General features: G+C 61.9%; 14 protein-coding genes and 1 pseudogene. 3 read left to right on the top strand and 12 right to left on the bottom strand.

Annotated features, from left to right (window positions below):
* Positions 1-9 precede the first annotated feature (9 nt).
* The 3 genes and pseudogenes from AB4O45_RS05850 to AB4O45_RS05860 form a co-directional block, all read right to left on the bottom strand.
* A pseudogene (locus AB4O45_RS05850) lies at positions 10-1,068 on the bottom strand (HAMP domain-containing protein); the annotation flags it as partial.
* Positions 1,069-1,176: 108 nt separating this feature from the next.
* Positions 1,177-2,577: an aminotransferase-like domain-containing protein gene (locus AB4O45_RS05855; RefSeq protein ID WP_457262327.1), complete on the bottom strand. Its 1,401-nt coding sequence runs from the start codon at positions 2,575-2,577 to the stop codon at positions 1,177-1,179.
* Between the two features lie 191 nt (positions 2,578-2,768).
* Positions 2,769-3,530 carry an SDR family oxidoreductase gene (locus tag AB4O45_RS05860; protein ID WP_460161188.1) on the bottom strand — a complete coding sequence of 254 codons (762 nt, stop codon included), beginning with the start codon at positions 3,528-3,530 and terminating at the stop codon, positions 2,769-2,771.
* Positions 3,531-3,765: 235 nt separating this feature from the next.
* Here AB4O45_RS05860 and AB4O45_RS05865 point away from each other — a divergent pair, with 235 nt between their 5' ends.
* Positions 3,766-4,770: an NADP-dependent oxidoreductase gene (locus AB4O45_RS05865; RefSeq protein WP_041479470.1), complete on the top strand. Its 1,005-nt coding sequence runs from the start codon at positions 3,766-3,768 to the stop codon at positions 4,768-4,770.
* 126 nt (positions 4,771-4,896) lie between these two features.
* Here the strand turns inward: AB4O45_RS05865 and pyrF are convergent, their stop codons facing one another.
* A complete protein-coding gene (gene pyrF / locus AB4O45_RS05870; protein ID WP_122746841.1) occupies positions 4,897-5,595 on the bottom strand; it encodes an orotidine-5'-phosphate decarboxylase in 699 nt (232 codons plus the stop codon).
* Positions 5,596-5,857: 262 nt separating this feature from the next.
* Between pyrF and AB4O45_RS05875 the strand changes: the two genes are divergently transcribed.
* Together AB4O45_RS05875 and AB4O45_RS05880 are read left to right on the top strand one after the other, a co-directional pair.
* Positions 5,858-6,607 (top strand): response regulator, encoded by a 750-nt coding sequence (locus AB4O45_RS05875; RefSeq protein ID WP_041479472.1) that lies wholly within the window; start codon positions 5,858-5,860, stop codon positions 6,605-6,607.
* The gene (locus tag AB4O45_RS05880; protein WP_460161189.1) at positions 6,607-7,656 is read left to right on the top strand and encodes an ATP-binding protein; all 1,050 of its coding nucleotides are present in this window, start codon (positions 6,607-6,609) and stop codon (positions 7,654-7,656) included. Before AB4O45_RS05875 ends, AB4O45_RS05880 begins: the two co-directional genes overlap by 1 nt.
* Positions 7,657-8,877: 1,221 nt before the next feature.
* Here the strand turns inward: AB4O45_RS05880 and AB4O45_RS05885 are convergent.
* From AB4O45_RS05885 to AB4O45_RS05920, 8 genes are all read right to left on the bottom strand, one after another.
* On the bottom strand, positions 8,878-9,918 hold the full coding sequence (locus AB4O45_RS05885) for an AI-2E family transporter (protein WP_041479597.1): 1,041 nt from the start codon (positions 9,916-9,918) through the stop codon (positions 8,878-8,880).
* Between the two features lie 69 nt (positions 9,919-9,987).
* Positions 9,988-10,794: a DUF4892 domain-containing protein gene (locus AB4O45_RS05890; protein ID WP_056788158.1), complete on the bottom strand. Its 807-nt coding sequence runs from the start codon at positions 10,792-10,794 to the stop codon at positions 9,988-9,990.
* A gap of 115 nt (positions 10,795-10,909) precedes the next feature.
* The gene (locus AB4O45_RS05895) at positions 10,910-11,764 is read right to left on the bottom strand and encodes an alpha/beta hydrolase (protein WP_056788155.1); all 855 of its coding nucleotides are present in this window, start codon (positions 11,762-11,764) and stop codon (positions 10,910-10,912) included.
* Positions 11,761-12,567, bottom strand: a complete 807-nt coding sequence (locus tag AB4O45_RS05900; protein WP_056788154.1) for an alpha/beta fold hydrolase — start codon at positions 12,565-12,567, stop codon at positions 11,761-11,763. The genes AB4O45_RS05895 and AB4O45_RS05900 overlap by 4 nt, the downstream gene beginning before the upstream one ends.
* Positions 12,568-12,880: 313 nt before the next feature.
* On the bottom strand, positions 12,881-13,324 hold the full coding sequence (locus AB4O45_RS05905) for a hotdog fold thioesterase (protein ID WP_016773655.1): 444 nt from the start codon (positions 13,322-13,324) through the stop codon (positions 12,881-12,883).
* Between the two features lie 31 nt (positions 13,325-13,355).
* The gene (locus AB4O45_RS05910) at positions 13,356-15,011 is read right to left on the bottom strand and encodes an AMP-binding protein (RefSeq protein WP_460161190.1); all 1,656 of its coding nucleotides are present in this window, start codon (positions 15,009-15,011) and stop codon (positions 13,356-13,358) included.
* 204 nt (positions 15,012-15,215) lie between these two features.
* Positions 15,216-15,665, bottom strand: a complete 450-nt coding sequence (gene sixA / locus AB4O45_RS05915) for a phosphohistidine phosphatase SixA (RefSeq protein ID WP_353189032.1) — start codon at positions 15,663-15,665, stop codon at positions 15,216-15,218.
* Complete coding sequence (locus AB4O45_RS05920) at positions 15,662-16,009, bottom strand: DUF4389 domain-containing protein (RefSeq protein ID WP_016773653.1); 348 nt, start codon at positions 16,007-16,009, stop codon at positions 15,662-15,664. Before AB4O45_RS05920 ends, sixA begins: the two co-directional genes overlap by 4 nt.
* Positions 16,010-16,019 lie beyond the last annotated feature (10 nt).

The following is a 16,019-nucleotide window of genomic DNA, read 5'->3' on the forward strand; positions in this document are numbered from 1 at the left end:
GCGGCGCGTCACCTCGACCTTCGCCGTCAGATCACCCGCAGCAATCTGCTGCGCCACGCGAATCACACTGCGCAGCGGCGCCACGATCAGGCGCGTGATCACCCACGCGGCGAGCAATCCGACCAACAAGGCCAGCGCCGAAGAGCCAATGATCAATACCGTGTTCTTTTTCAGCTCCGCCTGCATCGAAGCATCTTCGGCGACGTAGGCCTGATTGACCCGGTCCACCACCTGCGCCGCGCGCTGATGCAGTTGGTCATAAACCGTTTTTTCTTGCGCCAGCAAACCGGTGTATTCAGCCAGTTTCTCGTTGAATCCGGCGATATGCCCCGACACTTCGTTGAGCACCGTCAGATAGCCCTCGTCCTTGACCGTGGTTTTAAGCGCCTCGGCCTGCTCCTGCGCTTGCGCGGCCTGCTCGATGTTGCCCTGGCCGGCATTGTCGGCATCGCCCTTGCGGCTTTGATCCAGCCGCACCCGCGCTTCGTTCATCGCCTGCAGCATCAGTCGCGAGACCTGACTGACCTGATTCGCCTGTTCGATGAACTGGGCGCCGTCCTTGCCCTCGGTGTCTTTCAACGTGTAGGCGCCATCATCGGCCAGGCCGCTCTGCAACACGTCGAGGTTATTGGCCACGCTGGACACCGACCAACTGGCCATCTCCAGCGCGAGGTCCTTGGCCTGGCTCAGCGAGACGAATTCATCGAAGGCCTTGCGATACGCGCCCAGCGCTTGCTCGACATCGCTCATCACCGGCACATTGGCCGGGGAATGTGCCTTGAGCTCGCCGGCAAGAACGATCAGCCCATCGACGCCTTCGCGCAAGGCATCGGCGGTTTTCGGATTGCCGCGCAGGGCGTATTCCTGCTCGAGGAGGCGCACCTTGAGCAGGCCGCTGTTGAGCGCGGACATCTGCTTCAAGCCGTCGAAACGCAGACTGATGGTTTGCAGCGACCAGACGCCGATCGCCGCCACCAACGCAGTCAGCAACAAGACCAGCACAAATCCGATACCCAGTTTTTTCGCCATACCGAGGTTGGCAAAACGTCCTTGCACGGCCGAAATCATTGCGCGTAGTCCCCTGCCAAAGTCTATTGCCGAAGATTCGCAACGGGCTCGAACCAGCACAAGACTCTGGCGTCGGAATAATGGCAAAAAGCTACGCCCGCGTCGTTTTCAGAATGCTGGAGGTCGATCCGCGCAAGTATTGCGAAAAAACTGCCGGGCCCGTGGGTCGCAGGCACAGGCCACATTGATGCGCTGCCAGTCACCGCACTCACCGCTGGGACTGAAGGCGTCCGCTGCTGACAACTCCAGCCCGCAGTGCTGGGCCTGCCTGCGCACCGACGTCTGGTCGCGCAAGCGTGCCCGCGCCCAGATGAACAGCCCGCCAACCGGCTTGCCGAACACTTCCCACTCGGCATCTTCCAGGGCCTGCAAGGCCGCCGCGCGATCGGCATTCAAGCGCTGGCGCTGACGCTGCACCAGTTTGCGATACGCACCGGTCGCCATCAGCCTGGCCAGCACCGCCTCGGCCAGCCTCGAACAGCCCAGGCCGCTGATCATCTTGACCTCCGCCAGGCGCTTCAGCAGCTCGCTGTCCGCCAGGACAAAGCCGATCCGCAACGAACTGCTCAGTGTCTTGGAAAAGCTGCCGACATAAATGACCCGGCCGCCATGGTCCAGCGCCGCCAACCGCGTACCGTTGCCGGTGTGCAGATCAGCGTAGACGTCATCTTCGATCACGCGCAGGTCGTAGGTCTTGCTCAACTGCACGATACGCTGGGCCACCGCAGGCGTCAGGCAACTGCCGGTGGGATTGTGGTGATGACTGCCGATGAACAGGGCGCCGGGACGAAACTGACGCAGCACCGACTCGAGCATGTCGATGTCCGGCCCGCTCGGCGTACGACGAACTTCGAGCATCTGTACGCCGTGCAGACGCAACAGGTCAAACAACGGTGCATAACCGGGCGTTTCCACCACCACGCAATCGCCAGCCTTGAACAGGGTGCGCACGATCAGATCGAGCGCATGACTGGCACCGCTGGTGCTCATCAGCCGGGTACTGCAGGCGTCGATATTCAGCAGTTTCAGACGCTTGGCAATTTGCTCGCGCAGCGCTGGCAGGCCCAGTGGCGAGCTGTAGTTGAACAGGCTGGCCATGTCGGTGCGTGCCACCTCGCGCAGCGCGTAGCTGAGGTCGTCGGGCTCACGCCAACTCGGCGGCAAGCCTCCTTGCCCCAAAATCAAGCGACTCGTTGCGGCGTCCACCTCATCACGCCATGCGGGGCGGCCCTCGCACGCTGCCCATTCCGAGTCCGCTTCGCGCAATGCCGGCGAGGCCGCGACGATGAATCCCGCGCCCTGGCGCGTGGTCAATACGCCTTGCGAGACCAGGCGCTCGCAGGCTTCGACAACGCACGACTGGCTGAGCAGATTCCCCCGGGCGATTTGCCGTACGGAGGGTAACCGGGTGGCCGGCGGGATGCCGCTTTGCACAATCCAGTCAGTCATTCCGTCGACGATCTGCTGCACGACCGGCACCATTGCCTGTCGGTCAATTCTCAGTTCCATGAGCTCGCAAACTCCTGTCAGTTTTGCTGGCAGCAGTAAATCACAGCCGCACCGCCGAGGCTGTGCGACAACACCGCCAAATGCGCCAGTTCTAACGGTTTGATACACATTGTTTAACGGTATTCACAGGGACCGACCGCGAGGTACAAAAAAACCCGCACGCAGGCGGGTTCTTTGTATTTCGGCAACTTTCAGAACGCTGTCACGCCGCCGTCCACCGCCAATGAGTGCCCAGTGGTGAACGTTGCGCCATCGCTGCACAGATACAGCACCGCGCTGGCGATTTCCTCGACCTTGCCAATGCGCCCGACCGGGTGCATGGCGTTGGCGAACTCGGCCTTCTTCGGGTCGGCTTCATAGGCACGGCGGAACATGTCCGTATCGATCACTGCCGGGCACACTGCGTTGACGCGGATTTTCTTCTTCGCGTATTCGATCGCCGCCGACTTGGTCAGGCCGATCACCGCATGTTTCGACGCCGCGTAGATGCTCATCTTCGGCGCCGCACCCAGCCCGGCCACCGACGCCGTGTTGACGATCGCGCCACCGCCCTGCGCCAACAGCAGCGGCAACTGATACTTCATGCACAGCCAGACGCCTTTGACGTTGACGCCCATGATCGCGTCGAATTCGTCCAGCGTACCGTCGGCGAGTTTGCCCTTCTCGATTTCGATCCCGGCGTTGTTGAAGGCATAGTCGAGACGACCGTAGGTATTGATCACCTCATCCATCAGATTTTTCACATCGCTTTCCAATGTCACGTCGCAGCGCACGAAGGACGCTTCGCCACCGGCTGTACGAATCAGCGCCACCGTGCCTTCGCCGCCGGCCGCGTCCAGGTCAGCCACCACCACTTTCAGGCCCTCGGCGGCAAACGCCAGGGCTGTCGCGCGGCCGATGCCGTGGGCGGCCCCCGTGATTACAACCACCTGACCGGAAAACGTCATGCTCATGGGTATGTCCTCGAACGCAAAAACTGGAAGATGTTGGCGTCGCAGCATAGCCAAGGGCAGCGAAAGCGCGTCAGCACTATGCAATCGCTGTTTACAGGCCCATGCGCCGCAGTGATAAAACCCGCCCCGTAACCATCACTGCACTGGATCGACTCGCATTCGCCGTATCAGCCAACCTTGCGACATCGGCGTTGAAGAGCTATCAACAAGGCTTCATTCCATTCGAGTGCCTGTCATGACCAACCAGACCAATCGCCAGTTCCTGCTCGCCAAACGCCCGGTGGGCGCCGCGACCCGCGAGACTTTCACTTATCAGGAAGTTCCGGTCGGCGAGCCACAGGCGGGACAGATCCTGGTGAAAAACGAATACCTGTCCCTCGACCCGGCCATGCGTGGCTGGATGAACGAAGGCAAGTCCTACATCCCGCCGGTCGGTCTCGGTGAGGTCATGCGCGCACTGGGCGTGGGAAAAGTCATCGCCTCGAACAATCCCGGCTTTGCCGTCGGCGATTACGTCAACGGCGCTCTGGGTGTGCAGGATTATTTCCTCGGCGAGCCGCGCGGCTTCTATAAGGTCGACCCGAAACTCGCGCCATTGCCACGCTATTTGTCTGCACTGGGCATGACCGGCATGACCGCCTACTTCGCCTTGCTCGACGTAGGCGCACCGAAAGCCGGTGACACCGTGGTGCTGTCCGGCGCCGCAGGTGCGGTGGGCAGCGTGGCCGGGCAGATCGCCAAAATCAAAGGCTGCCGCGTCGTTGGCATTGCCGGCGGGGCCGACAAGTGCAAATTCCTCATCGACGAATTGGGCTTCGACGGCGCCATTGATTACAAGGCCGAAGACGTCGTGGCCGGTCTGAAGCGCGAATGCCCGAAGGGCGTGGACGTGTATTTCGATAACGTCGGCGGCGACATTCTCGACGCGGTGCTGAGCCGCTTGAACATGAAAGCGCGGGTGGTGATCTGCGGCGCCATCAGCCAGTACAACAATAAAGAAGCGGTCAAAGGCCCGGCCAATTACCTGTCACTGCTGGTCAATCGCGCGCGCATGGAAGGTTTTGTGGTGATGGACTACGCCGCGCAGTTCGCCAGCGCCGCGCAGGAGATGGCCGGCTGGATGGCCAACGGGCAGCTCAAGAGCAAGGAAGATGTGGTTGATGGGCTGGAGACGTTCCCCGAGACGCTGATGAAACTGTTCAACGGCGAGAACTTTGGCAAGTTGGTTCTGAAGGTTTAAGGCCAGCCTGAAACCAATGTGGGAGCGAGCCTGCTCGCGAAAGCGGTGGATCAGTCGATAATGATGCCGACTGACACTCCCTCTTCGCGAGCAGGCTCGCTCCCACAGTTGGATCTTCAATAAGCTTTAGGCGATTTCGGCTACGACTGCGGCCAACGCCTGCGCCGGATCTGTCGCCTGGCTGATCGGACGGCCGATCACCAGATAATCGGAACCGGCATCCAGCGCCTGACGCGGGGTCAGAATGCGCCGTTGATCATCCTGCGCGCTGCCCGCCGGGCGAATCCCCGGCGTCACCAGTTGCAGCGACGGGTGCGCGGTTTTCAGCGCCGACGCTTCCAGCGCCGAACACACCAGACCGTCCATCCCGGCCTTCTCGGCCAGTGCCGCCAGACGCAGCACTTGTTCCTGCGGCTCGATATCCAGACCGATACCGGCCAGATCCTCGCGCTCCATGCTGGTCAGCACGGTCACACCAATCAGCAACGGTTGCGGACCACTGCGCTTGTCCAGCTCTTCACGGCAGGCGGCCATCATGCGCAGACCGCCCGAGCAGTGCACGTTGACCATCCACACACCCATCTCGGCAGCGGCTTTCACAGCCATCGCAGTGGTGTTGGGGATGTCGTGGAATTTGAGATCCAGAAACACTTCAAAACCCTTGTCACGCAGGGTGCCGACGATTTCCGCCGCGCAACTGGTGAACAGTTCCTTGCCCACTTTGACCCGGCACAGTTTCGGGTCCAACTGGTCGGCCAGCTTCAGTGCGGCGTCACGGGTGGGGAAATCCAGGGCGACGATGATAGGAGTCTGGCAGGCGGACATGGATGGGCTCTCAGGCTGGTCGAAAACGGCGCGCATTGTAGCGGAACCGGCGGCGGCGCGGCACCCGATGATCGGTAAATCGTCGCGCTGGCGGTTATCAGCTTAGCCGGCGCGGCTATTGTGTCGACTCCGATACACAACCGACACGCCGGCAACACGCACCCGGGTTAGCCTCGCCCGGCGCAACACGTCCTTACAACAGCACTTCCCGCCCCCCGGCCGGACGCCTATGCTGAAACCACCCCTGGCAGTGAACAGCCCCATGCACAACGCCCCGACAACCGTGACGGATGAAAGCAAAGACGACAAGCGCTGGAGCATCCGCGCGCTGATCGTCGACGATGACGTGCCGATCCGTGAGCTGATGATCGATTACCTCGCCCGCTTCAACATCCACGCCAGCGGCGTCACCGACGGCGCAGCGATGCGCCAGGCGCTGCAGGGCGAACATTTCGACGTCATCGTCCTCGACCTGATGCTACCCGGCGAAGACGGTCTGTCGCTGTGTCGCTGGCTGCGCGCCGAATCGGACATCCCGATCCTGATGCTCACCGCCCGCTGCGAACCCACCGACCGCATCATCGGCCTGGAACTGGGCGCCGACGATTACATGGCCAAACCGTTCGAACCACGCGAACTGGTCGCCCGCATCCAGACCATCCTGCGCCGCGTGCGCGACGACCGCACTGACCAGCGCGCCAACATTCGCTTCGACAACTGGCGCCTCAACAGCGTCCTGCGCCAAGTGGTCGCCGACAACGGCCTGGTAGTGCCCTTGTCCAACGCCGAATTCCGCCTGCTCTGGGTCTTCATCGAACGCCCGCGCCGCGTGCTCAGCCGCGAACAACTGCTTGACGCCGCTCGCGGTCGCTCGATCGAAGCCTTCGACCGCAGCATCGACCTGCTGGTCTCGCGCCTGCGGCAAAAACTCGGTGACGACCCGAAAGCCCCGCAGTTGATCAAGACCGTGCGCGGCGAGGGTTACCTGTTCGACGCGCGGGACATCGGCTGATGAAGGCGCGCTTGGACACCCTGTTCGGTCGCCTGTTCGGGGTGCTGTTCGCGGCGATTGTCCTGGCGCACCTGCTGGCCTTCGCCTGGTTCAGGCTCTACGGCCCTCCTCCGCCCCCACCACCGCCCGAGTTCTCAGCGAACATCGACGGCCAACCGCCCATGCGCGACGCCGCTTATCCACCGAGGCAAGCGCGCCCCTGGTTCGGTGGCCCGGTGGTGCCGCTGACCTTTCAATTCATCACGCTGATGATCGCCGCCTGGTACGGCGCCAAACTGCTCACCCGGCCGATCCAGCGCCTGAGCGACGCCGCCGAGCGCCTGAGCGAAGACCTCGACAGCGACCCCCTCGACGAATCCGGCCCGCGCGAAGCCCGGCAAGCGGCGCACACCTTCAACCTCATGCAACGGCGCATCCGCGAACAGGTCCAGCAACGCGCGCGCATGCTCGGCGCCGTCTCCCACGACCTGCGCACGCCACTGTCACGGCTGAAACTGCGCCTGGAAAACATCAGCGACGACAAGCTGCAAAGCCAGATGCGCCAGGACCTGGACGACATGATCGGCATGCTCGACGCCACCCTCACCTATCTGCACGAACAACGCACCAGCGAAGCCTTGCAGTTGCTGGACGTGCAGGCGCTGGTCGAATCGCTGAGCGAAAACGCCCAGGACCAGGGCGCCGATGTACAGGTCAGCGGCCACTGCGCGCCTTTGCCAGTACAACCGATGGCGCTGCGCTCGTGCATCAACAACCTGCTGGACAACGCCCTGCGCTACGCCGGACAGGCACGGATTGAACTGCTGGAACAGCGCGAAGAACTGCTGATTCGGGTGATTGATCACGGACCGGGTATTGCTGAAGAACAGCGGGAAGCCGTGTTTGAACCGTTCTACCGACTGGAAGGATCGCGCAACCGCAACTCCGGCGGCGTAGGGCTAGGCATGACCATCGCCCGCGAAGCCGCGCAGCGATTGGGAGGGCAATTGAATCTGGAGGAAACACCGGGGGGTGGGCTGACCGCCATTGTCCGCTTGCCACGGGGCTGAGGCTCAGCCGACTTGAAGAGGGAGCGAGGCTGCTCGCGAAAGCGTCTGATGATTCAATACATCTGTTGAATGTACCGGCCTCTTCGCGAGCAGGCTCGCTCCCACAATGAAACTGATTGTATTCGGTAGATATTGGCTGGATGTGAGGGCGCTATCGCTGGCAAGCCAGCTCCCACAGGGATCGAGTGATTTCAGAGAGAGATGGGTCGGCTGTCAGGCCGCCTTCGCGAGCAGGCTCGCTCCCACAATGAAACTGATTGTATTCGGTAGATATTGGCTGGATGTGAGGGCGCTATCGCTGGCAAGCCAGCTCCCACAGGGATCGAGTGATTTCAGAGAGAGATGGGTTGGCTGTCAGGCCGCCTTCGCGAGCAGGCTCGCTCCCACAATGAAACTGAGTGTATTCGGCAGATATTGGCTGGATGTGAGGGCGCTATCGCTGGCAAGCCAGCTCCCACAGGGATCGAGTGGTTTCAGAGAGATATGGGTGGCTGCCAGGCCGCCTTCGCAAGCAGGCTCGCTCCCACAATGAAACTGAGTGTATTCGGCAGATATTGGTTGGATGTGAGGGCGCTATCGCTGGCAAGCCAGCTCCCACAGGGATCGAGTGGTTTCAGATAGATATGGGTGGCTGCCAGGCCGCCTTCGCGAGCAGGCTCGCTCCCACAATGAAACTGATTGTATTCGGTAGATATTGGCTGGATGTGAGGGCGCTATCGCTGGCAAGCCAGCTCCCACAGGGATCGAGTAATTTCAGAGAGAGATGGGTCGGCTGTCAGGCCGCCTTCGCGAGCAGGCTCGCTCCCACAAAATCAAAATCAAAAGCAAAGCAGCGCAGCTGCCCGCGGCGAAGCCGCCCCACTCAACAATGAGCGCAAGCTCGAGTACTGCTTTTGATCTTGATCCACCGGCGACGTCGGAAGGCTGAGCGGAGGGATTGATCCGGGCGTGGGAGCGCAGCGACCGTACGACGCAGTCGTACACAGCGAGTGTAGGTGCAGCGAAGCAAACCGGAGCCGCTGCGCCCGGATCGATCCCGCAGCGAAGGAACCCGAGCCTGCGAGGGCCGAACGCAGGAGCAAGCCTTTTGGGTTACCTTTTTGGCGTTTGAAAAAGGTGACCCGCCGTAAGGGCGGAACCGCCAGCCGCCGCAGCGAAACATTCGGATATTCACACCAAACAAACCCAAGCATGGTCGGCCCAAAGGCCGCCAAGCCCCCCCTAGACCCGAGCCTGACTCTTACTCCAATCCGTCAAAAGACTATAAGCCACCGCCAACAACGTAGGCCCAATAAACAACCCGATAAAGCCAAACGCAATCAACCCGCCAAACACCCCGAGCAACACAATCACCAACGGCAGATTACCGCCGCGGCTGATCAGATACGGCTTGAGCACGTTGTCCACGCCACTGATGATGAACGTCCCCCAGATCCCGAGAAACACCGCCATCCCGTACTCGCCCTTCCACGCCAACCACGCCGTGGCCGGCACCCACACCAGCGGTGGCCCCATCGGAATCAGACTCAGCAGAAACGTGACGATCCCCAGCACCAGCGCCCCGGGAACCCCGGCAATGAAAAAGCCGATCAACGCCAGCACCGCCTGCGCCGCCGCCGTACCGATCACACCGTTGACCACGCGCTGCACCGTACCGGCGACAAGCTCGATGTAATAACCGGCACGATCGCCAATCAAGCGCTGCAGCAGACTGTGCACAAACGCCGCCAGTCGCGGCCCGTCACGGTAGAAAAAGAACACGAACACCAGACTCAGCGTCAGCTCGAGAATCCCCCCGCCGATCTGCGCGCTGCGTGCCAGCAACCAGTTGCCGACCTGCCCCAGATACGGCTTGATCGAGACCATCAACGCCGCGCCCTGTTGATCGATGCTATCCCACATCGACACCAGCCGCTCACCAACCAAAGGCACGCTGCCAAGCCAGGTCGGTGCTTCCGGCAAACCGTCGACCTGCACATCCTTGATGAATGCCGTGGCATCGCGCACATGATCGGCGAGGTTGAAACCCAGCCACACCAGTGGCGCCGCCACCAGCAACATCCAGCCCAGTGTCAGGATCAACGCGGCCAGCGATTCGCGGCCATTGAGCCAGCGCGTGAGCAAACGCATCAGCGGCCAACTGGCAAACGCCAGCACCGCGCCCCAGAACAGCGCCGACCAGAACGGCGCCATCACCCAAAGGCTGGCACCAAACAACACCAGCAGCAGAATCTGCACCAGCAGGCGATCGTTATTGAGCATGGGAAGTCCCGGCAAAGTCAGTCAGCGAAAGAGTAGGCGAACACTGTGTGCGTGCTCGCCCGGCACAGCTTATCGCAACAAGTCGATGCGCAGGCCCGAGCCTTCGAGATTGCCGGCTTCCAGACGTGCCGCCCGTACGCCCTGATTGATCAGCGCCTGGCGCCAGGCTTCGGCCTTGGGCCCGGAAACCGTAACCCGCAAGGTCGTGTCGAGATTCAGACCACGGGAAATCAGGCGCAACCAGGTGGCATCCGGTTCATCGACCAGTTTCGGAAAATCCAGCTCGCCGGTGCTTTTCAACTGACGCAGCAGGGTCGCCGAGGTCGGCAGCAATTCGCCCAACGGCGCCGCAGCCTCGAATTGCTCGACATGCAGATAGGCTTTGCGATTGCCGCGAGTGATGCTGTAAAGCGCCACCAGCGTGTTGTCCTTTGGCGCCGCCAGCCTCAACAACAGATAAGCCTGTTGCTCGTCAGAGCCATACAGCTTGGCGTTGCCGAAGACCTCGTTGGCCCACAGGCTGCTTTCGCCGCAATCGCGGGCCTGGCACCAGAACAGCAATTCGGCATCCTGCTGTTGCAGGGCTTCGCGGGCGGCAGTAAAGGCTTCGGTGGCGGAATGTTCCGGCGGCAACTCGTAGGTCACCGAGGTAGTCTGGCCGCGGGCGGTGACCTGACCGTCGAACCGCAACTGGCCGCTGATCTTGCGGATCGAGCCCAGCGGGTAGATGCGCTCCAGCTCGGCCGCCGGGCGATAGTCGACGATCTGAGCATCGGCCAGACGCGGCACGATTTGCAGATCCTGGCTGCCCGGCACATCGGCAGCGAAGGACAAGGAGCTGAAGCAGCACAGCGCGAAGAGACTGAGTGACCGCATAGTCAGCCTCACCGGACGGTCATGGCTGGGCGGGTCGGGGTCGCAGCGGTATAGAAATCCATCGAGTTTGTCTCCCATTTCAACCCGCCCAGCCTCGACAGTTGCCCGCTGCAAGTCAAGGCATGGCGAAGAAGCGATTGAAACAGTCTGCTACAAGACCTGCGCCAGCCTCGTCATTCAAGTGCAAATGATGCCCGCCCGGCAACTGTTCGTGGCTGAAGGGTAGACGCTCCAGCAACTCAGGATGCCTGGCCAACATGCCATCCGCCGCGACCACCAGATGCGCCGGGCAACTGACGCGCGAGGCAAACGCCATTGCCTGTTCTTCCGTCAGGCGCAGCGGCGATGGCAGGGTCAGGCGATTGTCGGTGCGCCAGGTGTAACCGCCGGGCACCGGCATCAAACCGCGCTGGGCCAACAGTTCAGCGGCTTCGCGACTGACCGCCACCAGGCCTTTCATCCGCGCCTCGATGGCACGCTCGAGGGTGGTATAGACCGGTTTGCGCTTGTCCCGCAGAGCGAGTTGCGCCTGTAACGCCATGCCCATGCGCTCGGCAGCGTTTTCGCCCTTGTCTGTCGGAGGAATCACGCCGTCGATCAGCGCGAGATGGCTGATGCGCTCGGGCAGCGAACCGGCCAGCACCATCGAGACAATCGCGCCCATCGAATGCCCGAGCAGGCCGAAACGCTTCCAGCCCAGCTGCTCGGCGACTTGCAGTACATCATGGGCGTAGTCCCACAGCGCATAACCGGCGCCGCTTGGTCGATGAGCGGAATGACCGTGGCCGGCCATGTCCAGCGCGACGATGCGCAAGCCATCAAGCTTGGGCGCCAGCCGGGCGAAGCTATTGGCGTTGTCGAGCCAGCCGTGCAACGCGATCACCGGCAAGCCGTCCTCGGGGCCGAACAGATGAGCGGCCAACTCGATATGCGGCAGGTTCAGGCGCACTTCTTCGCAGGTCGGGCTCATGCGCAATCCTTGTTCTGCCGCTGTTCCCAACGCATGAACAGGCTCTTGAGCAATCGCGCCGTGTCCTGCGGGCGCTCCAGCGGAAACATGTGCCCGCCGGGCATGCTCAGCGCCTCGCCCTGGGGCAGGCGCGAGACGAAACGTGTGTGATGGCGCATGACCACCCGGCTCTTGTGCCCGCGCACGATGGCCAGCGGCACCTGCAACTGCCGGGTGCGCCCGGGACTGGTGTGCGGTACGCCGCGATAAATGCTGATTTCCGTGGCCGGATCAAAACGCAGACGCAGCTTGTCGTCGACCTGATGCAAACCGTGTTGCAGGTAGGCATCGAAGCATTCCGGATCGAAGCCGCGAAACAGGGTTTTGCCGGAAAAGTAACTGCGTGCACTGTCGAGATCGGCGAATTCTTCACGCCGCCCGAGGGTGCGCCCGGCGGGAGTCAGCCGGTCGATGAAACCAAAGCGCTTGGCCGCGCGAATCACCCACTGATCGGTACGGGTCAGCACCGGCGAGTCGAGCATCACCACGCCGCGATACAGCTCGGGACAACGCAACGCCGCATGCAGGTGCAGCAGACCGCCAAAGGAATGGCCGACGCCCCACACCGGCTGCTCTTGCTGCTCCAGGTGATGGATCAGTTCGTCGACGAGGTTGTACCAGTTGTCGTCCGCCGGAAAACGCGGGTCATGGGCATGCTGCTCCAGATGCGCGACCCGATACTCCGGCGCCAGCGCCGCGAACAACTTGCCATAGGTCCCCGAGGGGAAACCGTTGGCGTGGGCGAAAAAAATCGGTTGCGACATGCGGGGAAATCCATGGGCGGGAAACGTGGCGTTGATTGTCCGCAAGACCCGGCGTCGCAGCAATGACTGTAAGTGCCAGGAATGATGACAGTCCGGTCAGGGTGATGTGCATCAGCGAGACCGCTGCCCCCTCACCCCAGCCCTCTCCCCCAAGGGGGCGAGGGGGAAAGGGAGCAGATCGGGGGAGTGTCCGGGACCTGAGCTCGACTCGAATTATCAGGTCGACGAGGATCGCGAAAACCACACGGTAGGCTCCCTCTCCCTCTGGGAGAGGGCTGGGGTGAGGGCTCGACCTGACGGAACCCGATAGATGTCAACGCAGCGGCGGCTGTTCCCCCAGCGGCACCACCGCCATGGTCAGGCGCGACACGCAACTGGCCTTGCCTTCGTCGCTGGTCAAACGGATGTCCCAGACATGCGTGGTGCGGCCGATATGAATTGGCGTGGCCACCGCCGTCACCCTTCCGCTACGCAAGCCGCGCAAGTGGTTGGCGTTGATCTCCAGGCCGACGCAATAGAATTTGCTGGCATCGATGCACAGATAACTGGCCATCGAGCCGACGGTTTCCGCCAGCACCACCGATGCGCCGCCATGCAGCAGACCGTAAGGCTGGTGGGTGCGATGGTCGATGACCATGCTCGCGGTCAGCGACTGTTCGTCGAAGGCTTCGAAGCGAATATCCAGCACTTCGCCAATGGTGTTCTTCTGGATTGCGTTCAACTGTTCAATGTCGGGAGTAGTACGCCACAAGCTCATCGCAGACTTCCTTTGTTGTTGTAATCGACGCTCAATCCTGCCACAGCACTGCCTCGCTGCGCGCGCTCCATTCTTCGAAACGCGCGCCGTAGCGGTCTTCGATGACGTTGCGTTTGATTTTCAGGGTCGGCGTGAGGAAGCCGTTGTCCACCGCCCAACTGTCCTTGACCACTACCAGTCGGTGCAGGCGTTCGTGCTTGTCGAGGGCGGCGTTGACCTCCTGCAGCAATTTTTCCAGGCTCGCGTGCAGGCTGGCACGAGGCTCTTGCTGATTGACCGCCGACAGCACGCACAACCCCAGCGGTGCACTCAGGCCATCGCCCACCACGCATACTTGTTCGATGCGTGAATGCACGGCCAGACGGTTTTCGATCGGCGCCGGCGCGACGTATTTGCCCTTGCTGGTCTTGAAGATTTCCTTGAGTCGCCCGGTCAGGCGCAGGCGCCCTTCGCTGTCCTGCTCGCCCTTGTCGCCGGTGCGCAGAAAGCCGTCGGCAGTCAGCGTCTCGGCAGTTTTCTGCGGTTCCTTGAAATAGCCGAGCATGTTGGCCTGGCTGCGCACCTGCACTTCGCCGGACTCATCGATGCGCACCTCGACTTCCGGGCACGGCTGGCCGATCCAGCCCTGTTTGTATCGCCCCGGCAGACAGATATGCGAATAGCCGCAGCCCTCGGTCATGCCGTACACCTCGAGCACATCGAGGCCGAGTTTCTGATACCAGGCGAGCAAGGTCTGCGGTACCGGCGCGGCACCGGACAACGCCACGCGCAAGGCATCCAGGCCGAGCCCGGCCAGCACTTTGTGGCCGACCCGCTTGCCAATGAAGGGCAGCCCGAGAAGGAAATCCAGACGCTGCGCCGGGATCTTGCTGTACACACCCATCTGGAATTTGGTCCAGATACGCGGCACGCCGAACATTGCCGTCGGCCGCGCGCGCTGCAGATCGGTGATGAAAGTCTCGAGGCTTTCGGCGAAGAAAACGGTCTGGCCGGTATAGATCGAGGCCAATTCGACAAACATGCGCTCGGCGACGTGGCACAGCGGCAGATACGACAGCAGCCGATCGTTCTCGTTGAGCCCGAACAACTGCGTGCCGCGACTGGTGGCGAAACCAAGATTGGCGAAACTGTGCATCACGCCTTTGGGCAGGCCGGTGGTGCCGGAGGTGTAAATGATCGTCGCCAATTGCTCGGCGGCGGGACGTGGATCGTCCTGGATTGGCGAACAGCTCTGCAGATCCGCCCAGCTGTAATCGAACTCGCCCGGCGGATGCAGTGGCAGGCTGATGGTCGGTAAACCCGTCGGCACGCCTTGCGACATGCCCGCCCAGTCATCCAGTTTGCCGATGAACGCCAGCGCACTTTCCGAGTGAGTCAGCACCTGCGCCACGGACTCGGCGGTGAGATTGGGGTACAGCGGCACGGACACATGCCCGGCCATCCAGATCGCCAGGTCGGCGATGATCCAGTGCGCGCAGTTCTTCGAGATCAGGGCGATATGGCTGCCGGGCGGCAACTCCCGCGCCCGTAACCAGTGCGCCGCGCAGCGGGCCTGATGGCCGACATCGGCCCACGTCAGCGTTTCGACCTGACCACCGCCGATGGGCTGCACAAGAAAGCGCTGGCGCGGGTGCCGGGCTTCCCGTTCGTAGAACACGTCCAGCGGCAAACGGAAGGCGGCAGACATGCGACTCGCTCCTGTTTTTTTGGTCTGGAGCAAGCGTAGTCAACCAAGCAAGTGCTTGGTTGGAATTTTCAAACAAATAATTTCATGGGTTGGCAGAAATCAATGTGGGAGCGAGCCTGCTCGCGAATGCAGTATGTCAGCCCCAAAAAAGGGTGAATGACACGCCGCCTTCGCGAGCAGGCTCGCTCCCACAGGGATATGGCGTTAAGGGTGCTTGAGGCTATTGAGCTTCATCGAGCCAATCAGCAGCTCGCTGTGCTCAAGCTCCGCCAGCCCCGCCGTACTCACCCGCTCCGGCGGATGTCCGGCACCGTGCTGCAGATAGCTGAGCAGGTTGCCCACCAACGGGTTGTGGCTGACCAGCAAAACATTACTGACGGACACCAATTGCTCGGCGACCTTGTCCGGATCGCTATCCGGCGTCAGCCACTCGACCGTGCGGATCTCCGGCTCGAAACCCAATGCGTCGCGCACGATCTGCGCGGTTTGCTGCGCGCGCAGATAAGGGCTGGCGTAAATCGCCGTCAGCGGCTGGCCCATGAGATGCGCGGCGCTGCGCAGGACTTCTTTACGACCATGCTCGGTCAACTCGCGCTCGGAATCGATTTTCGAGTGAGGCACCGCCTCACCATGACGCAATACCCACAGTTTCATAGTTTGGGCTCCTCATCGCGCACCGGATGCGCGGCCGGGGCGACGGTGTGCGGCGCCTCACCTTCCGGGGTGCGCGGCGCCGGCCAGTCGGCGAACGGCCAGGGCTTCTGGTCACTGTGAAACGTGCCGAAGCGGCCGATCTGCGCGAGGAACTGGCTGAGGCTGTCGCCGAAATTCATCAGGCTGGCGCTCGGTGCGCCGTAGATCAGGCGGTAGATCAGTTGCACCAATACCACCGCGCCGAGGATGAACTGCGCGACTTGCCAGACCAGCAGATAAACGATCATCCACAACACCCGCAGGAGGATGGATTCGTACTGGGTTTCGCTTTTCGGATCGTTCATGGCTTGCTTC

The organism is Pseudomonas sp. S2_B10, assembly GCF_054668425.1.